General features: G+C 70.8%; 18 protein-coding genes. 9 read left to right on the top strand and 9 right to left on the bottom strand.

The window, feature by feature from the left end; translation table 11 throughout:
- Positions 1 to 193 precede the first annotated feature (193 nt).
- Positions 194 to 613 (top strand): hypothetical protein, encoded by a 420-nt coding sequence (locus ABD817_RS23460; protein WP_344920245.1) that lies wholly within the window; start codon positions 194 to 196, stop codon positions 611 to 613.
- A 246-nt stretch (positions 614 to 859) separates the two neighbouring features.
- A complete protein-coding gene (locus ABD817_RS23455) occupies positions 860 to 1,489 on the top strand; it encodes a hypothetical protein (protein WP_344920244.1) in 630 nt (209 codons plus the stop codon).
- Positions 1,490 to 1,500: 11 nt separating this feature from the next.
- Here the strand turns inward: ABD817_RS23455 and ABD817_RS23450 are convergent, their stop codons facing one another.
- Positions 1,501 to 3,141, bottom strand: coding sequence for a radical SAM protein (locus ABD817_RS23450; protein ID WP_344920243.1), 1,641 nt, complete (start codon positions 3,139 to 3,141; stop codon positions 1,501 to 1,503).
- A gap of 789 nt (positions 3,142 to 3,930) precedes the next feature.
- Here ABD817_RS23450 and ABD817_RS23445 point away from each other — a divergent pair.
- Complete coding sequence (locus tag ABD817_RS23445; RefSeq protein WP_486389322.1) at positions 3,931 to 5,271, top strand: helix-turn-helix domain-containing protein; 1,341 nt, start codon at positions 3,931 to 3,933, stop codon at positions 5,269 to 5,271.
- Positions 5,272 to 5,549: 278 nt separating this feature from the next.
- Here ABD817_RS23445 and ABD817_RS23440 read toward each other — a convergent pair whose 3' ends face one another.
- Entirely contained in the window at positions 5,550 to 6,299 is a 750-nt protein-coding gene (locus tag ABD817_RS23440) for a haloacid dehalogenase type II (RefSeq protein ID WP_344920241.1), read from the bottom strand.
- Positions 6,300 to 6,639: 340 nt separating this feature from the next.
- Positions 6,640 to 7,299 carry a class I SAM-dependent methyltransferase gene (locus ABD817_RS23435; RefSeq protein ID WP_344920240.1) on the bottom strand — a complete coding sequence of 220 codons (660 nt, stop codon included), beginning with the start codon at positions 7,297 to 7,299 and terminating at the stop codon, positions 6,640 to 6,642.
- A gap of 462 nt (positions 7,300 to 7,761) precedes the next feature.
- Between ABD817_RS23435 and ABD817_RS23430 the strand changes: the two genes are divergently transcribed.
- Positions 7,762 to 8,502 carry a M15 family metallopeptidase gene (locus ABD817_RS23430; protein ID WP_344920239.1) on the top strand — a complete coding sequence of 247 codons (741 nt, stop codon included), beginning with the start codon at positions 7,762 to 7,764 and terminating at the stop codon, positions 8,500 to 8,502.
- 206 nt (positions 8,503 to 8,708) lie between these two features.
- Positions 8,709 to 9,419 carry a L,D-transpeptidase family protein gene (locus ABD817_RS23425; protein ID WP_344920238.1) on the top strand — a complete coding sequence of 237 codons (711 nt, stop codon included), beginning with the start codon at positions 8,709 to 8,711 and terminating at the stop codon, positions 9,417 to 9,419.
- Between the two features lie 164 nt (positions 9,420 to 9,583).
- Here ABD817_RS23425 and ABD817_RS23420 read toward each other — a convergent pair whose 3' ends face one another.
- The 3 genes from ABD817_RS23420 to ABD817_RS23410 all read right to left on the bottom strand — a co-directional run bounded on the left by ABD817_RS23420 (position 9,584) and on the right by ABD817_RS23410 (position 12,224).
- Positions 9,584 to 10,228: a response regulator transcription factor gene (locus ABD817_RS23420; RefSeq protein ID WP_344920237.1), complete on the bottom strand. Its 645-nt coding sequence runs from the start codon at positions 10,226 to 10,228 to the stop codon at positions 9,584 to 9,586.
- Complete coding sequence (locus tag ABD817_RS23415; protein ID WP_344920236.1) at positions 10,219 to 11,355, bottom strand: sensor histidine kinase; 1,137 nt, start codon at positions 11,353 to 11,355, stop codon at positions 10,219 to 10,221. The genes ABD817_RS23420 and ABD817_RS23415 overlap by 10 nt, the downstream gene beginning before the upstream one ends.
- Positions 11,356 to 11,531: 176 nt before the next feature.
- Positions 11,532 to 12,224: a MerR family transcriptional regulator gene (locus tag ABD817_RS23410; RefSeq protein WP_344920235.1), complete on the bottom strand. Its 693-nt coding sequence runs from the start codon at positions 12,222 to 12,224 to the stop codon at positions 11,532 to 11,534.
- Positions 12,225 to 12,311: 87 nt separating this feature from the next.
- On the opposite strand from ABD817_RS23410, the gene ABD817_RS23405 reads away from it, so the two are divergent.
- The gene (locus tag ABD817_RS23405; RefSeq protein WP_344920234.1) at positions 12,312 to 12,788 is read left to right on the top strand and encodes a DUF6194 family protein; all 477 of its coding nucleotides are present in this window, start codon (positions 12,312 to 12,314) and stop codon (positions 12,786 to 12,788) included.
- A 192-nt stretch (positions 12,789 to 12,980) separates the two neighbouring features.
- Here the strand turns inward: ABD817_RS23405 and ABD817_RS23400 are convergent, their stop codons facing one another.
- From ABD817_RS23400 to ABD817_RS23390, 3 genes are all read right to left on the bottom strand, one after another.
- The gene (locus ABD817_RS23400; protein ID WP_344920233.1) at positions 12,981 to 13,616 is read right to left on the bottom strand and encodes a DedA family protein; all 636 of its coding nucleotides are present in this window, start codon (positions 13,614 to 13,616) and stop codon (positions 12,981 to 12,983) included.
- Positions 13,617 to 13,980: 364 nt separating this feature from the next.
- Positions 13,981 to 14,610: a YigZ family protein gene (locus ABD817_RS23395; RefSeq protein WP_344920232.1), complete on the bottom strand. Its 630-nt coding sequence runs from the start codon at positions 14,608 to 14,610 to the stop codon at positions 13,981 to 13,983.
- A gap of 43 nt (positions 14,611 to 14,653) precedes the next feature.
- The gene (locus tag ABD817_RS23390; RefSeq protein ID WP_344920231.1) at positions 14,654 to 16,591 is read right to left on the bottom strand and encodes a sigma-70 family RNA polymerase sigma factor; all 1,938 of its coding nucleotides are present in this window, start codon (positions 16,589 to 16,591) and stop codon (positions 14,654 to 14,656) included.
- 610 nt (positions 16,592 to 17,201) lie between these two features.
- Between ABD817_RS23390 and ABD817_RS23385 the strand changes: the two genes are divergently transcribed.
- The 3 genes from ABD817_RS23385 (at position 17,202) to ABD817_RS23375 (ending at position 20,725) form a co-directional block, all read left to right on the top strand.
- A complete protein-coding gene (locus ABD817_RS23385; RefSeq protein ID WP_344920230.1) occupies positions 17,202 to 18,620 on the top strand; it encodes a DUF1996 domain-containing protein in 1,419 nt (472 codons plus the stop codon).
- Positions 18,621 to 18,731: 111 nt separating this feature from the next.
- A complete protein-coding gene (locus ABD817_RS23380; protein ID WP_344920228.1) occupies positions 18,732 to 19,331 on the top strand; it encodes a DUF305 domain-containing protein in 600 nt (199 codons plus the stop codon).
- The gene (locus ABD817_RS23375; protein ID WP_344920227.1) at positions 19,328 to 20,725 is read left to right on the top strand and encodes a ferredoxin reductase family protein; all 1,398 of its coding nucleotides are present in this window, start codon (positions 19,328 to 19,330) and stop codon (positions 20,723 to 20,725) included. Before ABD817_RS23380 ends, ABD817_RS23375 begins: the two co-directional genes overlap by 4 nt.
- The last annotated feature ends 390 nt before the right edge of the window (positions 20,726 to 21,115 follow it).

Below are 21,115 nucleotides of genomic sequence, written 5' to 3'. Positions count from 1 at the left end.
GGGAGAACGAGGAGTTCAGCCGAGCCGAAACGTTCTGGCAGACACGCCGCGCATAAGGACCATACGTGGAGTAACCGGTCGGCGCGTCCTTCGCCCCTCATAGTCCGTAGGCGCCGGCCACGCGGGTTCCCGGCACCTCGTCAGGGCGGGGTATCGATGAGAGCGGGCGGATGGAGGGTTCTAGTCTGGGGAGATGGCATTCATTCCACGCCACACGTCGGCCGCGACGGCACTCGCTCTCCTCAGCGTGACCGGAATCGCCGCGGCGACGGTCGCGGCGTCCCCGCCGGTGACCCCGCCGACGACCCCACCGGTGTCCCCGTCGGCGACCCCTGCCCCGGGCACATCGCAGGCGTTCACCGCCACGGTGACGCGGGTGTCCGCGGGCCAGCTCCGCCATTCCTGGCGTCGGGGATGCCCGGTGCGACCCGACGACCTCAGGATGATCACCATGACCCACTGGGGCTTCGACGGCAGACCCCGTACGGGAAAGATGGTGATCAACGAATCGGTGGCCGACCAGGTCGTCTCGGTCTTCAGGGAGCTGTACGGTCAGCTGCTGCGCTGGATGGACCCGAAGCACTCCCCCCAGATAGACATCAGAGTCGCCTGACCGAGGACCGACGGCCCGTACGAGCGCCGCGCCGACGATGCCACCGATCTTCCAGGGGCACTCGCCGACGTCGCGGAGCGCCTTAGGACGCGCCGTGAGCCGGGTGTTCGCACGTTCGGCGGAACCTGAACCGCGCTGGGCTTCATGGAAGCCGGTATGGCCACAACCCTCTCGGGCTGCGTCTGGAGCCCTGGGGAATTCGGGAATTTCCGAGGCGTCCGACGCCGCTGTTACTACGCTGGCGCGATGAGCGATCAAACGATCCCTGCTGGCGGGTCGGCGACGAGCCTCGACCTGGAGGCCATCATGGTCGCGGGGTGGGCCGTCCCCGAGTCCTTCGCCACTGAGGAGTTCCGCCGAGCCGAAGCGTTCTGGCGGAAGCGCCGTGCGGAGGATGAGCGTCTCCTGCGGGTCCGCACCAAGGCAGCTCGCCTTGTCGAGTCCTGGACGGGGCACACGCCGCGTGACGTCGGCTCCTTCGGGATCCAGCTCAACCTGGAGACCAGCGATCTGGATCTGGGGATCGGCTACCCGGTCGCCGGCCGCGAGGAGCTGATGGCGGCGCTCGCCCCGCACGCGGCGTTCAAGGGCGAGCGCTACACCCGATTCACCACCACCCGGCTGGTGTTCTCCTTCGAGGTAGACGGCGTCGAGATCGACCTGTCGGCGCTGACCGAGGAGGACTTCGTGGTCGCGTGCCGCATGCTCGACGAGATCGACACCGGCATGAGCCGGGAGGAGCGGATCGCCCACACCTGGGTCAAACACCTGCTGCGCGCCACCGGCCGGACCCAGGAGTACGCGGCTTGGAAGCTGGCCACGTACTCCCGCTACTGCCCGGAGTTCAACTGGGTGCCAATTTCTGAGCCTGCTTGACCTGCAGCGGGTCAGGTCCCACACGGATCAGCCGCGTTGATCAATGTCCAGCCTGTCGTGGCCGCCCACCGGCTGTGCTCGCGGACGAGCCGGTCAGCGGCCTGCGGCGGCAGCGCCGTGACGACCCTGGGCACGGTGGCGGCCATGCGGCTGCGCAGCACCTCGACCTGCCCGTCCAGCATGGCGTCCAGCCGGGTGATGAGCTGCCTCAGCTGCGACGGGTCGGCGTGCTCGTCGATGAGGTCGAGCATGGCGGTGAAGACGGCGAACGCGGCGTCCTTGATGACGACGCGGGCCGCGCGAACCTCACGGCGCGGCTCACCGTCCAGCACCTTCTCCAGAGACTTCAGCGTGTAGTCCAGCGCGAAGTTCCGGTCGACCCACAGCTGTGCCCGCTCGGAGCAGGCGCCGATACGTGGGTCGGCGAAACGAGCGTCGATGCGGCCCATCGACGGGCGCACCGTCCCGGCCAGGCCGGCGGTCTGGACCATGCGGGTGTAGGCGGCGCCGACCAGCGGCTCCATCGACACCAGCATGTAGGAGATGCCGGTGTAGAACGGCCGGCCGGTGCTGTGCTCGGCGACGAACGCCGGGTCGCGGACCCCGTCGACGATCTCCTCGGCGCTCAGGTGCGGCAGCGGACGCAGCAGCAGATCCGTTCGCCCCTGGAAGGCGTGCGTGGCGTGCAGCTCTTCCATGCTCATCAGCTGGTCGAACGTGATATACGTGAACCGCGTCGGCACGCCGAGCGCTGAGAGGGTGCGGATCGCCACCGCGTTCTGCTCTCCGGTGGTTTCCTTGTTGAACCTCCGCAGGATGGAGGTGACTCCGGACTCCACCCCGAACAGCATGCGGCGCAGTCCGTCGCGGACGAGGGCGCGCCACATCTCGGCTCGCTCGATGTGCCAGGCCCGGTCGTGGCCGGGGTGGACAACCTGGTCGATGCGGCACGACGTCTCCCACTTGAAACCCGCTTTGCTGATTTCAGCGGCGACGGCCAGAGCCCGCGGGACGGCGTCGTCGCCGCGTCCGATGGCCTCCTCGTCCACCAGGTACAGGGTGCGGGAGATCTCAGGGTGGCGGGCGAACTCCTCCTTCAGCGCGTCCAGCATCCACGGCAGCTGCTCGGGTGCGCCGCCCGCCCACATCCCTTTGTGGCCGCGCGGGCAGAACGAGCACTGGCTGGTGCAGCCGCGGGTCGTCTCCAACTGCATCACCCCCTGGTGGGCGAAGGTGTCCTGCAGCAGGTCCAGCTCGGGGAAGAAGTCGTCGGCGTCGCGGTTGGGCACCGCCGCGGTGCGGCGTCGGCCGACGGCCATCGCGCCGCCGCGCGCCGCGCCGACGTAGCCGATGCCGTGGACCTGGTCGCGCTCAAGGTCACCGTGCCAGTGCGCGATGACGTCGCGGATCGTTGGCTCTCCAGCCGCGCGGGCAACGAGCAGCTCCGGATACTTCTCCAGCAGCAGCGCCTCGTTGCGGACGGTCAGGCTGCCGCCGACCAGGATCAGCGGCACCGTGCCCTGAACGGCGTCCAGCAGGCGAATCATCAGATCGTGCTGGCCGAACGTCGCACTGATGCCGAGGATGTCGGGCTGCTTGGTGTGAACCGCGTTGATGATGTCGTCCAGGGTGACGCTGAGCTGCATGTCCATCAGGTCGACCCGGCCGGACAGGGTGGAGCGGGCTGCCCGGGCCAGGTCGGAGATCGCCAGGGGAAGCGCGGCAGCGGAAAGTACTCGGGATGGCCTCCGGCGCGACCCCCATCGCCTGCACCGCCTCCACCAGCACGAGGAAGTCGCGCATGTGATGCACCGTCAGGACCGGCACCACCTGCGCCAGACATCCCGGAGGCGTGAACAGCGGCAGCTCGGCCGTGAGCGGCATCTGGTCGCGTAGCGCGGTCATCTCGGTCGCGGTGAACGGCACCCGCCGCACAGCGGCCAGGATGTCTCTCACCTGGTCGGGCAGCAGGCCGGTTGTCTCCTCCAGCACCATCGTCACGACGAGCGTGCCCGCCGCGGCGGCTTTCGGTTGCACCGGCGCTCCGGCCAGCAGGCGCACGCGTCCCCCGGCTCCGACCTGTAGCCGCCGATCCAGCCGGTCGCCCGTCGGTTCGCTGACGTCGGTGACCTTGCCGATTGCCTCGATGATCGCTGCGAAGACCATCGGTGTGTCCGCCGGCTCGCCTTGGAGCTCGATGGACTGGGCGCGCGCCAGCGGGATCATGCGTACCTGCCGGCGATTACTACGAAGATCAAGATGATCATGCGGGGCTCCTTCCTGGAAAGGCGCAAGGAGCAGGCAACGGCCACGCCGGATACCCCTGTTGCGCTTTGCACTTATCTGGTCACGTTCTGATCTCAGACAAGCGGGTGTCGAGGGCGCGTGACAGGGCCTCGCCGTAGTCTCGCTGTAATCCCCGGCCCTTCAAGGGACACGACATGAGCAGCGATCAACCTCTGATTCGCCACCCTCTGACCTATCTGCGGGAGCGCCGAGGGTGGACTCTCTCCGATGTCGCCGAGCTGGTGCGGCGCCGGTCAGTCCTGAACATGGCCACCCACCGACAGAAGATCTACAGGTGGGAGCACCACCAGGTCGTGCCCGAGCTCGCCGCGCAACTCGCCATCGCCACAGAGGTAGGGGTCGACGCCCAGACGGTGTTGAATCTTGGGTGGCCTTCGTGGTTGCTGACCGTTGACGGGACCGAGCCACTGGACCAGGCGTGGACACCTGAGACGGCGAAACAGATCATGGTGGGGTGCGTGGGTGCGGACACCGACCGGCGATCCTTCCTCCTGCTGTCGGGGGACGAAACCGTCGAACTGGCAGGCACCTGGGCCGCCGTCCCCACAGAAAAGATCATTGACGCCAGTGGTGGCGGCACCGTCGACGCCGAGGTGGCGACCTGGGTCGAGAACCGTATCCACCAGCTGTGGCACCTCGATGACCTCGTCGGCGGCGATTACTGCCTGCACCTCGCCCAAGCCGATCTGCAGCTAATAGCCCGGCTGCTGCAGGACGGCCGCTACCGTTCAGCGGTCAAGCGGCGCCTGTACGGCGCGGCCGGAGAGCTGCTGCGCTTCGCCGGTTGGTGCGCGTTCGACGGCGACCGGCACGCCGCGGCGGCACGGTACTGGCACGCCGGACTGCGTACCTCCGCCGCCGGAGGCGACACTCTGACCGGCGCCTACATCTTGTCGCTCATGGCGATGCAGCACACCTACGCCGGAGACGGCCGAGCCGCGATCAACCTGCTGCACGCCGCCCGGGAACGCATAGGCCCCGGAGCACCTCGTACGGTGCACGCCATGCTCGACGCGTGGCAGGTCCGCGCCCACGCTGTCGCCGGCGAGTCCCGCCAAGCCGTCGAAGTCCTGTTCCGCGCCGACGACCACTGGGGGCGTCGCGACCCGGACGAAGACCCGCCGTGGATCTACTGGATGCGCCAGCCGTCCCACACGATCGAGATCGGTGCGGGCTTCGTGCGGCTCGGCCGCCCGGACATCGCGATGCACTTCCTGGAGGACGGTATGACCGGGCGCGGCATCGACTACACCCGTGACACCGTGCTCGGCCTGACAGCCATCGCCGACGCACAGCTCGACCAGGACGACCTCGACGGTGCCCTCGACACGGCGCGACGCGCCGTCGAACTCGTCACCGACGTCGATTCCAGCCGCGTCGCCGACCAGCTCAACGCCTTCGCCCAGCGGCTTCCCGCCGGAGAGGCCCAAGCCGAGGAGTTCCGCACCTACCTGGACACGTTGCCGCACCGCTGAGGAGCTACCGCTTCCGGTTTGTAGACCATCCGAGTGAGGGCACGACGCTGTAGTCCAGGCCGGGCAGACTCATGGTGGCCGTACCCTCTCATCGTGCCCCGGTCGCGCAGCGGAGGCTCGACGCACTCAGGTGGTGGGCGACTCTCCGTCACGGCGGCGCGACCACGTAGGAGCGGTACGGCGGTCATTCGGCCGCCCTGTCGCGCGTCTCGCCCACGGCGGGCGGCTCACGGAGTCTCCAAGGCCTCGCGGACGCTGCTCCGGTGCCGTCATGCGGCTTATGGGCGCCAGCGCTGGATCAGTTGCCCGGCCAGGGCCGGCAGGTCGGGCGCGACGAGGTTGGGCTGTGGCAGGGAGGCCACGGGCAGGGGCGCGTTGCCCGGCCGGGTGACCAGACCCGCGGTGTAGCCGGCGCTCTGGGCGCCCACCGTGTCCCAGACGTGGGCGGCGACCATGAAGCAGGTGGACGGTGGCACCTCGAGTTCCTGGGCCACCAGGTGATACACCTGCGAGGCGGGCTTGTAGGCGCGAACGGTCTCGACGGTGAACCGCCGCTCGAAGAAGTGCGCGAGGCCGGCGTGCTCCAGCGGGCTCTCGCCCTGCGGGTTGGACGGGGAGTTCGTCAGCGTCACCAGGCGAAAACCCGCGTCCCTCATCCGGGTCAGCCCCTCCTCCACGTCGGGGTGCGCGGGCATCGTCAGCATCGCCTGCCTGATCTCCTCGACGTCGGAGCCGGAGACCTTCACCCCGTGGATGTCCCCGACCATCTTGAGCAGTCCCTGACCGAGGGTGAAATACCCCTCGTAGAGACCGGACAGGGTGACGGTCATGGAGTACATGATCAGATGGCCGAGCCACTCGCGCATCACCCGCCTGTCGCCGAAGATCCGCTCGAAGAGCGGGTTCATCGACTCGAAGTCGATCAGCGTCTCGTTGACGTCGAACACGAGCACCGACGGCTCCCCGCCGATCCACTCGGCGCCGTTCGCCCCCCGCCGGTTCGCGGACATCGCCAGGTCGTCGTTCATGGTTTCGCTCCCCCTGTTGAGTGATCTTCAGGCGGCGTGGATCGCACCTCGAAGGGGCACGACACGGCGGTCACGGTCGTCGACGCCGCATTTTCGATCCGTACGAACTCACCCGCCCGCAGGCGCGACCGGATACCCGCGGCCCGGGTATGGGCCGATCACGATCCCTCCCCCGAGGAGGCGCTCGGCCCTCGCAAAAGATGGCATACCCCGACGCCAACGGCGGAACGCTTCGACGGCGATCGCCCGCCTCCGCCTGCCCCAAACACGGATACCTTCACGGACCTCCCCTGTCAGGGGGACACGCTCCGGCCTTCGGGGAGAATCGGATCGCGAATCGCTACGCGAAGGCAACGACGGCATACCGCTCGTCCTGGATGGGCCGCCCCCACAAAGCGGCGTCACGGAGTGGCTCGACGCGCAACGTCCTGACCAGCGGGCGTAGCACCCGCGCAAGCCGCTCGGCCTCGACCCCACCCATCCACGGCATCGCCTCCGATTCCACCTCATAGGGCTGATCCTCGCCCGGCTCGGCACTCGCCCAGCGCCCCTCGACGAGCACCAGACGCCCTCCGGGGCGCAGCAGGCCGATCCATCGGCGCAGCGCCTCCCGCGGATCAGGCAGGGTCCACAGCAGGTGACGGGAGAGGATCACGTCGAAGGACACCCCCGCGCGCGCGGGCGGGTCGCTCGCATCGCCCACCATCATCACGGCGTCGAAGCCGGCCTCCGTGAGCTTGCGCTGAGCCTGCTCGACCATCAGCGGCGCCAGATCCACCCCAACCGGCCGGTGGCCCTGCTCGGCGAGCACCAGGGACAACGAGCCGGTGCCGCACCCCAGGTCCAGGACGTCGGCGGGCGAATCAGGCATCCACCACCGCAAGCGCTCCGCCCATGCGGTCCTGACGTCTGGATCACGAAGGCCGTGGTCGGCCTCCTCGTCGAAGGAAGCGGCGACAGCATCCCAGAAGGACGCGATCGAAGCACTGTTTTCCGGCATCGGCCGATCATGGCACCCGGCACCGACAAAAACGCGCGCCGCTGCTGCGCAGCGTCCGGAGAAGGGTTCCCACCGTGCCCGGCATGGTGACCTCGGCCTCCGGCATCGTCTCAAGCGGGCCGCAACACCGCGGCCGAAGCCTACGACCGTCAGCGACCCAATGGCCGGTAATTGCCCCTTCTCCTCGGGAATCGGCAGCGTCGGGCCTGGTTCAATGCCTCCCCGGATCACGTGCGGGAAGACGCGCTCCGAATCCGACGCGAACCCGCACCGAAGAGCACAATCGCGATGATCATCACTGTGTCCCGTTGATCGCAGTGTGCTCGCGATACATGTTCGCCCGCCTGCGGATTGTCTTTTGCCCCTTACGGTTCGCAGGCGCCGTCCGCGCGGGTTCCCCACACCTCGTCAAGGCGGGGGTATCGATGAGGGCGGACGGATGGAGGGTCCTAGTCTGGGGGGATGGCATTCATTTCACGCCACACGTCGGCCGCGACGGCACTCGCTCTCCTCAGCGTGACCGGGATCGCCGCGGCGACGGTCGCGGCGTCCCCGCCGGTGACCCCGCCGACGACCCCACCGGTGTCCCCGCCGGTGTCCCCGTCGGCGACCCCTGCCCCGGGCACATCGCAGGCGTTCACCGCCACGGTGACGCGGGTGTCCGCGGGCCAGCTCCGCTATTCCTGGCGTCGGGGATGCCCGGTGCGACCCGACGACCTCAGGATGATCACCATGACCTACTGGGGTTTCGACGGCAGACCCCGTACGGGAAAGATGGTGATCAACGAATCGGTGGCCGACCAGGTCGTCTCGGTCTTCAAGGAGCTGTACGGTCAGCGCTTTCCCATCCGGCGGATGCAGCCGGTGGAAGCCTACAAGGGCAGCGACGACGCCTCCATGGCGGCGGACAACACCTCGGGCTTCAACTGCCGGCGCGTCGGGACCAGCGGCAACTGGTCGCAGCACGCCTACGGCCTGGCGATCGATGTCAACACCCGGGAGAACCCCTACATCCATCCCTATCCGGGCGGCACCGTCGATCCCCCGAACGCGAAGGGCTACGTCCGGCGACCCTTGGACCGGCCGGGAGTCATCAACCCCGGTGACGACGTGGTTCGCGCGTTCAAGAAGATCGGCTGGGGCTGGGGCGGATCATGGTCGACCTCGAAGGACTACCAGCACTTCTCCCAGAACGGGCAGTGACGCCTTCGCGCTGAGATCTCCCGGTGCCGTGCCGCGGTGGGAGCCACCGGCGGCTGGTGCGCTCTGAGCGGATGTGAGCCGGGGCCGGCGTCACCGCGCGACGTGGCCGAGAACGTCCGGCGCGAGCGAGGCATCTACCATGATCAAGGCTCTGACCTGGCCCTCAGCCACACCGAGCACGCCTCTGACCTGGTTAACCTGCACGTATGGACAACGTTGACCGGAGGGCGCCCGCGAACGTGAGAACGGCCTCCCTCGTGAGCGCCGCCCTGCTCGCACTCGTCATGGCCTTCAGCGGGTCCTTCGGTGCCCGTGCCGTCTCCGCCTCCACGGCCACCGCCCTGCCACCCCCGTCGCCGGGACGGCAGCTCATCACCGTGACGGCCGACGCCTACCAGAGGAGCACCGCCACACTGGTCGCCTACACCGCGGAGAACGGCCGCTGGGTGAGGACGTACGGGCCGTGGACGGCGAACGTCGGCAGAAGCGGCATCGCCCCGCCGGGCCAGAAGCGGGAGGGCGACGGGCGCACCCCGTCCGGCACGTACGGGTTCGACTTCATGTTCGGGGCCAAACCCGATCCCGGTGTGAAGTTCCCCTACCGGCGGGCGTTCTCCTACGACAAGTGGAACGACGATTCCGCCAGTCCTCTCTACAACACGTGGGTGGACACCCGCCACACCGATCCGGGGGTCGCCCCCGAGGACATGATGAACCCCCCGGCCTACGACTACGGCGCCGTGATCGCCTACAACACCGAGAAGCGCACACCCCACCTGGGTAGCGCGATCTTCCTCCACGTCAGCAACGGCGGGCCCACCAGCGGTTGTGTCAGCCTGCCGGCCGACAAACTGCTGCGGGTGCTGCGCTGGATGGATCCGAAGCACTCCCCGCGGATCGACATCAGAGTCGCCTGACCGAGGATCGACGGCTCATACGAGTACGAGCGCCGCGCCACGATGCCACCGATCTTCCAGGGGCCCACCTTGGGCCAGGTGTTCACACGTCCGGCGAGGGCCCGAGCGCACCGTGGCCCTTGTCGTGGCGGTGGAGAACCCAGGGCGGCGGTCGAAACCCACGCTCAGGAGCCGAGGTAGCGCAGCACGGCCAGGACGCGGCGGCTGTAGCCGGTGACGTGCAGCAGGCCGAGTTTGTCGAAGATGGCGTTGACGTGCTTCTCGACGGCGCTCTGGGAGACGTGCAGCCGCTCGGCGGTGGAGGCGTTGGTCAGACCCTGGGCCATGTGGTCGAGCACCTCACGCTCGCGGGAGGTCAGGCGGCCCAGCGGATCGGCGTGGGTGGTCCTGGCCAGGAGCTGGCGTACCACCTCGGGGTCGAAGGCCGCTCCCCCGGCCCCGACACGGTCGAGCGCGTCGAGGAAGTCGGCGACCTGGGCCACCCGGTCCTTGAGCAGATAGCCCACCCCGTCCACGTCACCGGTCATCAGCTCGGTGGCGTAGCGCTTCTCGACGTACTGCGACAGGACCAGCACGCGCGTCCCCGGGTGGCGCCGCCGGATCTCCAGCACCGCCCGCAGCCCCTCGTCGGTGTGGGTCGGCGGCATCCGCACGTCGGCGACCACGACATCGGGACGGTGTTCGGCGACCGCGGCGACGAGCGCCTCGCCGTCGCCGACCGCGGCCGGGACCTCGTGGCCCTCCTCCAGCAGCAGCCGGACGAGCCCCTCGCGCAGCAGCGTGGAGTCCTCGGCCAGGATCACCCGCACGGGAGCTCCGCGGTGATCGTGGTGGGCCCGCCGGGCGGGCTGTCGACGCGGAGGCGGCCGTCCAGCGCGGCCACCCTCCGGGCCAGGCCCGACAGGCCGCCGCCCGCCGCGCTCGCCCCGCCCAGGCCGTCGTCCCGTACACACACGACGACCATTGTGTCGCGTTCGCGAACCTCGACGGTGATCGCGGTGGCGCGGGCGTGCTTGGCCGCGTTGGTCACCGCCTCGCTGACCACGAAGTACGACGCCGTCTGCACCGCCATCGGCGGTCGTACGGACAGCTCGCAGACGACCTTGACCGGGACGCCGGAGCGCTCGGCCACCCCGGCCAGCGCGTCGGCGAGCCCGAGGGAGTCCAGCCCCGACGGGTAGACCCGCCAGGCGACCTCACGGAGCTCGGCCAACGCCTGCTGCGCCTCCTCGTGCGCCTGCGCGAGCAGTTCGGAGCGCCCTCTGCGCGCCCGGCCGACCAGCATGGACAGCGCCACCAGTCGCTGCTGCAGCCCGTCGTGCAGGTCCCGCTCGATCCTGCGCCGCTCGGAGTCGACGGCCTCCAGCACGCCCGCGCGGCTCTCGGCCAGCTCGGTGATGCGGCGCCGCAGCGCGTCGGCGGGGTCGGGGCCGAGCATGCGCACGGCCAGCCGCCGTTCCAGCGCGTGCACCCCCGCCAGGCCCGACAGGTCCAGGAACAGCAGGACGACGCCCCCCAGGAGAAGGTAGGCGAGCAGCGGCACACTCGGCGTCATGCCGTCGAACGGCAGGCCCCTCCCCCAGGACCAGACGAGGGTGACGGCCACCCCGACGCCGTAGACGAGCAGGGTGAGCACCAGGCCGCCGAGCACGCCCACCGGCACCCTGGCCGCCAGGTAGCGCAGCTCCCGGCCGTCTGGGCGATCCGTGCCGAGGTCGAGGGCGGCGGGGTCGAGACGCAGGCGGCGGGCCTCGATCACGGCCAGCCGCCGGGCCGTCCCCCGCACGGCCGGATGACCGGCGAACGGCAGCGCGAGCAGCAGGAACACGACGTCGAGCAGGGCGGTGACCGTCCCGAGGACCACCGCGCGCAGCAGCCGCAGCCCCTCGGCGGCGGGACCCACGCCGCCCCTCAGCGGCGGTACGAGGGGCGGCAAGCGTCCCGCCGTCCCTCGTACCGCTCGGTCGCCCCGGCACCCACGATCGACGTCCCAAGGCTTTCCACCGGTCCAACCGGCCCATCTGACATGCCCTTGAGGCTACAAACGATCGGGACGTGGCCGGAATGGGGTACGTGGCCGTTCCGGGACTGCGGAAAACCACACCGCCGGTCTCAGGCCGACGGTGTGATCAACGCGCCGAGCGCGGCGGCGCCGTCGAGGAGGGCCCTCGACCGGGCGTCGACGCTCGCGTCCCGGGCGGCCAGCGTGGCCATCACCTCGTCCCAGCGGCGGGTGCGCCGCAGCTCCGGCATGAGCGCCCGCAGCGGGGCGATGCGATAGCCGGCCATGCGCAGCTGGTGGACGATCCGCGCGTCCCGGACATCGTCCGGGAGGTATCGTCGCGGTCCTCCCGGGGAGTCCCGCCGGGGTACGACGAGGCCCTCCGCGTCCCAGTGCCGCAGCGTCGAGGGGCGTACGCCGAGCGCGACGGCGAGCTCGGAGACGCCCATGACGTCCGAGGGGCGTACGTCGCCGATCGACTCCCCGGAGATCGTCTCGGCGGCCTCCCTGGCCAGCCCGAGCTCCCGCCGCTCCGTGTCGAGCCGGGCGTGTGCCGCGTCGAGCAGGGCGAGCAGGTCCGAGGCGGGGTACGCGTGCGCCGCGCGCATGATCCGCCTGGCCTCGGCCGGCCCCGCACCGGCCGCGAGGGCTCGATAGGCCAGCGCGGAGCGCAGGTGCGCCTCGTCGTAGACCCGGTATCCCGTGCCGGTGCGCGTCGCCGGGGGCAGCACGCCGTCGCGCTCCAGGTTGCGCACCTGCTGGACGGAGCACCCGGCGTGGCGTGCGACGTCGACCGTCCGCATATTAGTTGATTTGCGACTTTTCACCCGTCTACCTCGACGTATCCGGGGAAAAGTCTCCACAACCACATGAATGACACGCTACAACACATGAGTATCGACGAGATCATCGAATTCCTCAGCGGCCTCGACGGGATCCTGATCCTCAGGCCGGGCCCCGGGGACGGTTCACCCGAGCTCAGCTGGGGCGACGTGTTCTTCTACTACGCGCCCGACGGCGAGGTCCCGAAGGCGACCCAGCCCTTCGCGACGATCGTGACGAAGGACTACCCGGAGGACGAGCGGTCACGGCTGAACCGTCCCGGCGCCTTCCGCCTGAACGTCTCCGCGGGAAAGGACGCCTTCGTCAGCTGGACGGGGCTGCGGCCGCGCGACGCGCCCGCGAGCGAGGCCGACCCGAGCGTGGCCGACTCCGTGATGGCGCACCCCGTCTACGGCCCGCTGGGCTGGCTCGCCGTGGTGAACCCGGGGCCGAGGACGGAGCAGGCGGTCCTGGAGCTGCTTCGCACGGCCCACGACCTGGCCCGCTCGCGCCACCGGCGGCGCGCCGGATCGACATCCCCCTGATCCGCCACGTCCTTTCCGGCTCTCGCCCTCCCGGCTCTGCGCGACGCGTGGAAGACGCGTGGAAGACGCGTGGAAGACGCGTGGAAGACGCGTGGAAAAGGGCCCGCCGGGAGAGGAGGGGGAGCGACCGGGGCCGAGGACCCGGGCGCGAGCCCCGCCACTCCCGGCGGGCCCTGATCGGCGCGTTCACGGCTACGCGTGGTGCCTGCCCTTGCGCCTGTCGGACAGCCTGACCACGATGAAGACGATCACGGCGAGGATCACGATGCCCAGCACCGCCTTCGACACGATCCCCATGTACTGCTCGACCAGGTCCCACTGCTCACCGAGCAGGAACCCCGCCATCACGAAGGCCGTGTTCCAGATGAGGCTGCCCAGGGTGGTGAGGAGGGTGAAGATCGTGATCGGCATCCGCTCGACCCCCGCCGGGATCGAGATGAGGCTGCGGAAGATGGGGATCATCCGGCCGAAGAAGACGGTCTTCCTGCCGTGCCTGGCGAACCACGCCTCGGTCCTCTCGATGTCGGAGACGCTGACCAGCGGCAGCCTGGCGGCGATGGCCACCACGCGCGCCCGGCCCAGCAGGGCCCCGACCCCGTACAGCGCCAGCGCGCCGACCACCGATCCCAGGGTCGTCCAGAGCACGGCGTCGAACAGCCCCATGTTCCCCTTGCTCGCGGTGAACCCGGCCAGCGGCAGGATCACCTCGCTGGGCAGGGGCGGGAACAGGTTCTCGAGTGCGATCGCCAGCCCCGCCCCGGGCGCGCCCAGGGTTTCCATAAGGTTGATCGCCCATCCGGCGATCCCGTCGACATTCGGTGAACTCATAGGGACAAGGCTACGGAGAGCTGCGTACGGTGTGGATGCGGAACGCTTCCCACCTCGCCGGGTGCGCGCCGTAGAGCGCGGCTGCGGAAAACCGCAGCCGCCCGCGACGCGGCCGTGCGGGCCGGGGGTTCCCCGGGATTCCCGCACGTCAGGGCGGCGCCAAGCGGCCAGGACGGGGGTTGCGGGGGCGCGGGCGGAGCCCGTCGCGCCCCGGGGGACGGGCGGCCGGGGCCGTCGATCAGTGCCGCCGTCCCGCGGCGAGTGTGACCCATCCCACATTCGTCGTCCCGGGGTCGGCGCGTGTCCGGGGCCTTTCCGGGGAATGATCTCCGGTTCGCGCGGGAGTCCAGGAGTCCGGCGCGGGTCAGGCGTCCCTGAGGTGGATCGCCTCGCCCGGCTCGATCCCGGCGCGCCCCGCGGTCAGCGTGGCGACCCAGCCGGGGAAGGCGGGCAGGTCCCGTTCGCGCACCCCGACGCGGAAGCCGACGTCCGCGCCGTAGAGGACCTCCCTGACCTCGTACGGCGAGGCGCGCAGGTCGTTCTCCAGCCGCCCGGCCCTGACGTGGTCCACGGTCACGGTCATCACCCTGGCGGGCACCATCCCGGCCAGGGGCGTGAGGTCCAGCGTCTTGCCGACCGACGAGCCGTACGCGCGGACCAGGCCCCCGGCGCCGAGTTTCACCCCGCCGAAGTATCGGGTGACCACCGCCACCGCGTCGGCGACGCCCCGGCGCAGCAGGGTCTCCAGCATCGGGGTCCCGGCGGTGCCGCCGGGCTCGCCGTCGTCGTCGGCCCGCTGGACCCGGCGGTCGCCGCCGATCACGTACGCCGAGCAGTTGTGCGTGGCGTCGCCGTACAGCCGCCTGCGGGTGGCGACGAACTCCCTCGCCGCCTCCTCGGAGGGGGCCGGGCCGACCGCGCACAGGAACCGGGAGCGCTTGATCTCGATCTCGTGTTCCGTGGTCTCCCGCGGAGTCAGGTACGGGTCGGGCACCCGGCAAGGGTATCCAGCCCGGCGACGCCCCGGGGCACGGCGCTCAGCGGGCCGCCTGGAAGGCGCGGCCCGCGCGGGTGACGGTCCCGTCGCCGCGGAACAGGCCGCTGTTGGGCTCGGTGTCGGAGGAGGGCAGGCCGAACCAGGCGTAGCGCCGCACGTACGGCAGGGAGGCGAGCATCTTGGTGGACGCGGTGACGAACGCGGCCTGCTGGGCGTCGCTGGCGTAGCGGGTGCCGTTCGAGAAGTCGATCAGGGCGTACTCGGTGAGCCAGATCGGCTTGCGGTAGCGCTGGTACACGGCCTGGATGTACGACTTGAGCTGGTTCGCCGCGGGCTGGGGGCGGAAGTCCGCCCCGTACCAGTGCAGCGCGATGAAGTCGACGCGGTAGCCCCGCTCCTCCGCCCCGGACATGAAGCGGTCCAGCCAGCCGCCCGGGGTGTCGGCGCCGAACGCGACGGAGGGGCTGCTGAGCACCCGGCCCGCGGACATGAGTTTCGGCCAGAGCGACAGCGCCTCCTCCACGGTCATGTTGGCCTGCTGGGGCAGGTCGGGCTCGTTGAAGGCGAGCAGGTAGGGTCCGGCGCTCCTGGCCTGGGCGAGGTTCTCCGGGGTGACGCTGCCCGATCCCCAGATCATCGGGACGAACCCGTCCGCCCTGGGGCCGGTGACGCCCTCGCGGCGGGTGGACCAGGTGTAGTACCAGCTCGCGCCGGACTTCGCGAAGGCCGAGCTGAGACCGGGCATCTTCCACACGCCCACGCCCTTCCTGGCGGAGGAGACGACGGCGGGCGGCGGGGTCGGCGTCCGGGAGACCTTGGCCCGGCGGGGGGTGGGAGACGGGGAGGGCTTGGGGGTGGCGCGCGCCGACGGCGTCCGCGACGGTGACGGTGACGGCGAGGGCGGCGGCGACGGCGACGGCGAGGCCGTCGGCGCGGGGACGGCCAGCGGCGGGGCGGGCTCGGGGGCGGGGGCCGTGAGCTGCCCGAACACCAGGACGCCGGTGACGATGACGGCCGCCGCGCCGCCGATCGTGACCGGGGCGGGGGGCAGGGAGGCGAGCAGGCCCGGCCGCGTCGTCTCCAGGGCGTGCGCGCCGTGGGAGGCGCCCCAGGAGGTGGCGTGCGCCACCGCCTCGACGGCGGGGGGAACGGCCTGGAGGTGGTGCATGGCGAAGCCGACCGGCAGGGGCAGCAGCGGCAGCCCGCTGAGCAGGCGGTCGATGGGCAACAGGCCCGCGGTGCGTCCCTGGCAGACGGCGCAGTCGCGGATGTGCCGGGCGAAGCGCTTGCGCCACAGCGGGCTGGGGATGCCGTTCCAGTTCGCGGTGAGGGCGCGCAGCTCGTGGCATCCGGAGTCGGCGCGCAGCGCCCGCACGATGGTGCGCGCCGTCTGGACCTGCTCCTTCATCCGCTGGACGCGTACGGCGGCGTGGCGCCCCGACAGGCCGAGGGCTCCGGCCAGGTCGGCGCGGCCGAGCTCGCCGGTCTCCTCCAGCCACCACAGGGCGAGAAGCGCCTGGTCGTCGCCGTCCAGCCAGCGGGTGGCCTCGGCGACCTCGCGGCGCTGGTCGGTGAGCCCGAGCCGCAGGATGGTCACGGCGGCGAAGTCGGAGGCGGGGTCGGGCACCTCCTCGGCGGTGTCGAGGTCGGCCCTGCGGTGCTGGGTGGTCCTGCGGTCCTGCTCGTGGTCGCGCACCTGGCGGACGGCGATGGCCACCAGCCAGGAGCGGTACGCCTGCGGGTCCCGCAGGTCGGGCAGGGCGCGGACGACCCGGAGGAACGTCTCCTGGACCACGTCGTCGACGTCGGTGTGGCCGTTCAGCGCCCGTCCGACGATGTTGTAGACGAGCGGGAGGGAGTCGGCCACCAGGGCGTCCAGCGCCCGCTGGTCTCCGTCGCGCGCGGCGGTCACCATCGCCGTGTCGGGTCCGCCCCTGCCGGTTCCGAGCATCGCACTCCGCTTCCTGTCGTCGTCCACGGTCCGTCGCCCCCGCGCCGCTCCGGGTGCCGGGCAGGGACGATTCTCTCCATAACTCCCGATAGCGGAAGACCGACGAGCCCCCTCTACGGAGACCGGCGCCAGGTCAGATGGACAACGAAAATTTTCTCCGCCCTTTTTCTGAGTTTTTGTTGTCGCCCGTCCTCCCGCCCGTCTCCTGTACAGGAGCAGAACACGCCCGGCGCCGGGCGTGACGGCGGAGGAGGCTCGTGACGATGGCACCGGGGAGGCGCACGGTAGCACTGTTACAGGACTATATGTCCTGTTCAGTGTGCTGCTACTGTGCACGGCGGCGGTGTTCGCGCCCCCACTCCCCCACCTCGCCCGAGCGACACGGCCCCGTCGTCTCCCGTGCCGCCACCGGCGGCGGCCGGTGGGATCGCCGTCCCGGCGACCTCCGGCCACACCCCGATCGGGGGTGGTCCCATCCGCCCGGACCCTGCCGGAGCGGTCACGGCCACCCGGCGCCGCCAACGCCTCCCCCACAGGGCGCCGTCCGCTGACACGCCGGGCCACGAGCCGGTCCGGCCGAGACGCCGCCGAGACATCACGTCCATCACACCTCGATCCCCCTAAGGACCTCATCCACATGAGTGAGACTGTTCCGAGCACCACGGCCCCGGGTCGCAGATCGGGCGGGCGAGTCCACCGCCTCGCGCTCGCCGGTGCCCTCGCGACCATCCTGGGCGCCTCGCTGGTGAACGGCGTCCTCCCGGCCAGCGCGGCGGAGGTTCCGCTGTCGCAGAGCGGCAAGGCCACCGCCTCCTCCTCCGAGAGGGGTGACCTGTCCGCCTCCGCGGCGATCGACGGCAGGGAGAACACCCGCTGGTCGAGCGCCTTCAGCGACCCCCAGTGGCTCCAGGTCGACCTGGGCGCGTCCAAGGCGATCGAGAAGATCGTGCTGAACTGGGAGAACGCCTACGCCACGGCCTTCACGATCCAGACCTCCGCCGGTGGCGGCGAGTGGAAGACGATCCACACCACCACCGCGGGCAAGGGCGGCGTGCAGACCCTCAACGTGTCGGCCACCGGCCGCTACGTGCGGCTCAACGCCACCAAGCGCTCCTCCCAGTACGGGGTCTCGCTGTGGGAGTTCGAGGTCTACGGCACCGGGTCGGGCACCGCCACCCCGAAGCCGAGCACCACCCCCACCGCCACTCCCAAGCCCAGCACCACTCCCAAGCCGAGCACCACCCCGACCACTCCGGCTCCCGGCGGTAACCTGCCCAAGGGCCCGGTCCCGCCCGGCGCGGTGCGGGTCGCGGAGTTCCTCGCCGAGTGCCCCTACACCCACCGGCTGCCCGACGACCCGATCGTGATGCCGGGCCTCGCCGGCGGGTCGCACATGCACAGCTTCTTCGGCAACACCACGACGGACGCCGACTCCGACCTCGAGAGCCTGCAGAAGGGCGGCACCAGCTGCAGCCCGAAGACCGACATCTCCTCGTACTGGGTGCCGACCCTCTACAGCGACGACAAGCCCGTCGAGCCGACCGGCACCACGTTCTACTACCTGGGTGAGGGCATCAAGGACGAGCTGATGGCGCAGACCCGGCCGCTGCCGCTGGGCCTGCGGATCGTGGCCGGCAACGCCAAGGCCACCCAGCCCGACGCCAGCAGCAACGCGCGCTGGTCGTGCCTGCACGCCGGCGAGGTGGGTTCCTCCAAGAACTTCGTCAACTGCCCGGCCGGCAAGATGCTGGAGTCCTACCTGGACTTCCCGCACTGCTGGAACGGCAAGGACCTGGACTCCCCCGACCACAAGAGCCACATGTCCTACCCGGTGAACGGCGCCTGCCCGGCCTCGCACCCGGTGATCGTGCCCAAGCTGCGCCAGGTGCTGCGCTACCCGGTCAGCGGCGACCCGGCCAAGTTCCGGCTCTCGTCGGGTCCCGGCTTCACCATGCACGGTGACTTCTTCAACGCCTGGCCCGAGGCCGAGATGGAGCGCCGCGTGCGCGACTGCATCCGCCCGATCGTCAAGTGCGGCGCCGACGGCACCCCCTGAGACGGCAGGTGACCGTCTTCGGGCGGAAGCGTACCGTCTGACCTGAACGGGGCGAGGCCCGGCATACCGGGCCTCGCCTCCCCCTGGGAACGGCGTGAGCGGAGGAGCGACATGAAGGTGTCCACGATCGGTGCGTCGGTGCTCGTCGTCCTCACCGTGCTGCTGGTCTCTCGATGTGTCGCCGCCGAGCCGCAGACCCATTCGGCCGTGAACCACCCACCGTCGCGAAGCGGCCCCGCCGCGCTCCCCACACCTACCGGGAGCGTGTCGGGCTCCTTCAACGGCACCGACATCGCGTGGCTGCAGCTGATGATCCCGATGACCGAGCAGGCGGCGCGCCTGCTGGAGCTGGCCCCCGGCAAGACCTCGAATCCGAGGCTGAAGCGGTTCGCCGAGGAGTACGTCGCCGATCGCCGCACGACGCTCCAGGAACTGCGCGATTTGCTGCGGCGGTCCGGGGTGCCGGAGAGCAACGAGCACGAGGGACATGACATACCGGGCATGGTGATTCCCAACGACTTCGCGGCCCTGAAGCGGGCCGACGGCGAGGCGTTCGACCGGCTCTTCACCAAGGACGCGCGCGAATATCTCACGCAGTCCGTCCTGGTCGCGAAGGGCCTGCAGAAATCCGGCGCCGACCCGGAGACCAAGGCGTTCGCCGCCGCCCTGGAGAAAACCTACAGCGGCCAGCTTCCCCGGCTGGAGCCGTGAGAGGCGCCGCCCCCGATTCCGGTACGCGCCCGCGCCCCGCCACGCGTACGCGGCGGCACGGAACCCCCGCCCGCCCGCCCGCGCGCCGGGCGCGGCCGTCCCTGGTCCTCGCCCTGATCGGCGCCGGAGCCGTCGCGGCGACCGCGACGTGCTGGTCCGACCTGACCTCGGTCTCCGGCTTCACCGGGGCCCTGGCCTGGGCGGGCAGGCTCACCGGCCTGCTCGCGGGCTACGCCTGCGCCGTCCTGCTGGTGCTGATGGCCCGCGTTCCCGCGCTGGACCGCGGGGTCGGAACCGACCGGCTGGCCCGCTGGCACGCGACGGTCGGCCGCCACACCATCGTCCTGTCGGTGGCGCACATGCTGTTCGCCGTCGCGGCCCACGTGGCGCGGTCCGGCGCGGGCGTGCTGGAGGGCACCGCGGGGCTGGTCCTGGACGGCCCGGCCATGCTGGAGGCGACGGTCGCCCTCCTGCTGCTGACCGGCATCGCGGTCGTCTCGGTGCGCGCGGTACGGCGCCGGATGCGGTACGAGATCTGGCACTACCTGCACTTCGTCACCTACGGGGCCGTCTTCCTCGGGTTCGGCCACCAGCTCACCGGCCCGGACTTCGCCGGCAGCGCCGTCATGAGCGTGTTCTGGTACGCGCTGTACGTGTCCGTCGTCGCCCTGCTGGTCTGGTACCGCTTCCTCACCCCCGTCCGCCGCGCCCTGCGTCACCGGCTGCGGGTCGCCGGGGTCCGCAGGGAGTCGTCCTCCGTGGTGTCGGTCTACCTGACCGGCGAGCACCTGGACGAGCTGGGCGCCGAGCCCGGCCAGTTCTTCCGGTGGCGGTTCCTCGCCCCCGGCATGTGGTGGACGGCCAACCCCTACTCGCTGTCGGCCCCCGCCAACGACCGCTTCCTGCGGATCACCGTCAAGGGCGTCGGCGACCACAGCGGCGCGCTGGCCGGTCTGCGGCCCGGCACCCGCGTGTGGGCCGAGGGTCCCTACGGGGCCCTCACCGCCGCGCGGCGCCGCAGGCCCCAGGTGCTGCTGGTCGGCGGCGGCGTGGGGATCAGCCCGCTGCGCGCGCTCTTCGAGACGCTGCCCGGCGAGGTGACGCTGGTCTACATGGCGCGCCGCGACGAGGAGCTGATCCTCCGCGACGAACTGGACGCCATCGCCGCCGCGCGCGGCGCCACGATCCACTACACCGTGGACGAGCTGACCGGATCGTCCGGTAAGCGGAGCGTGCCGCTCACCGGGCGCGCCCTGCGGACCCTCATCCCCGGCCTGGCCGTCCACGACGTCTACCTGTGCGGCCCCGCCGGGATGACGGTCGCGGCCCGCCAGGCCCTGCGCCGCGCGGGCGTGCCCGACCGCCGCATCCACGTGGAGTCGTTCGACTTCTGAGCGGTTCACCTGGTTGCCCCGGTTCACGGGGGCGGCGGTTCCTCACGCGCCGCTTCGCCGGATCTCCCTCATTCCCGGTTTGCCACCACCGCATTACCTGCGTATCAATGATTTGTCGTGACATTAGGACTTACGAAATCGCGGCGGCGCCCCTCACCCCAGGTTCACCTTTGTGCCACGACATTCGCGTCCGCCTTTGCCTGGGCTTTCACCGATCGTCGGCGCGGCGTGACCGTACGGCCCAACGTGCCGCGCATCGCCCGCCCGGCACCGGCCGGGGAACGAGATGGCACGTCACGGCACCGCGGAGGCCGTTTGGCGGCGGCCCGGACGGGAAGGGAACCCGGGCCGGGTCGTGGGAGGACGGGGTGCGGGTCTCCCGGTGACGTC

Origin of the sequence: Streptosporangium oxazolinicum (genome assembly GCF_039537505.1) — a bacterium.
Lineage (GTDB): Bacteria > Actinomycetota > Actinomycetes > Streptosporangiales > Streptosporangiaceae > Streptosporangium > Streptosporangium oxazolinicum.
Note: the sequence above shows the minus strand (reverse complement) of the source record. Positions and strands in the feature narration are given on the sequence as shown.

Excerpts from the sequence above, each read along its gene's own strand:
- ABD817_RS23460 (WP_344920245.1), top strand. The coding sequence starts at position 194 with ATGGCATTCATTCCACGCCACACGTCGGCCGCGACGGCACTCGCTCTC.
- ABD817_RS23455 (WP_344920244.1), top strand. The coding sequence starts at position 860 with ATGAGCGATCAAACGATCCCTGCTGGCGGGTCGGCGACGAGCCTCGAC.
- ABD817_RS23450 (WP_344920243.1), bottom strand. The coding sequence starts at position 3,141 with ATGGACATGCAGCTCAGCGTCACCCTGGACGACATCATCAACGCGGTT.
- ABD817_RS23445 (WP_486389322.1), top strand. The coding sequence starts at position 3,931 with ATGAGCAGCGATCAACCTCTGATTCGCCACCCTCTGACCTATCTGCGG.
- ABD817_RS23440 (WP_344920241.1), bottom strand. The coding sequence starts at position 6,299 with ATGAACGACGACCTGGCGATGTCCGCGAACCGGCGGGGGGCGAACGGC.
- ABD817_RS23435 (WP_344920240.1), bottom strand. The coding sequence starts at position 7,299 with ATGCCGGAAAACAGTGCTTCGATCGCGTCCTTCTGGGATGCTGTCGCC.
- ABD817_RS23430 (WP_344920239.1), top strand. The coding sequence starts at position 7,762 with ATGGCATTCATTTCACGCCACACGTCGGCCGCGACGGCACTCGCTCTC.
- ABD817_RS23425 (WP_344920238.1), top strand. The coding sequence starts at position 8,709 with ATGGACAACGTTGACCGGAGGGCGCCCGCGAACGTGAGAACGGCCTCC.
- ABD817_RS23410 (WP_344920235.1), bottom strand. The coding sequence starts at position 12,224 with ATGCGGACGGTCGACGTCGCACGCCACGCCGGGTGCTCCGTCCAGCAG.
- ABD817_RS23405 (WP_344920234.1), top strand. The coding sequence starts at position 12,312 with ATGAGTATCGACGAGATCATCGAATTCCTCAGCGGCCTCGACGGGATC.
- ABD817_RS23400 (WP_344920233.1), bottom strand. The coding sequence starts at position 13,616 with ATGAGTTCACCGAATGTCGACGGGATCGCCGGATGGGCGATCAACCTT.
- ABD817_RS23385 (WP_344920230.1), top strand. The coding sequence starts at position 17,202 with ATGAGTGAGACTGTTCCGAGCACCACGGCCCCGGGTCGCAGATCGGGC.
- ABD817_RS23380 (WP_344920228.1), top strand. The coding sequence starts at position 18,732 with ATGAAGGTGTCCACGATCGGTGCGTCGGTGCTCGTCGTCCTCACCGTG.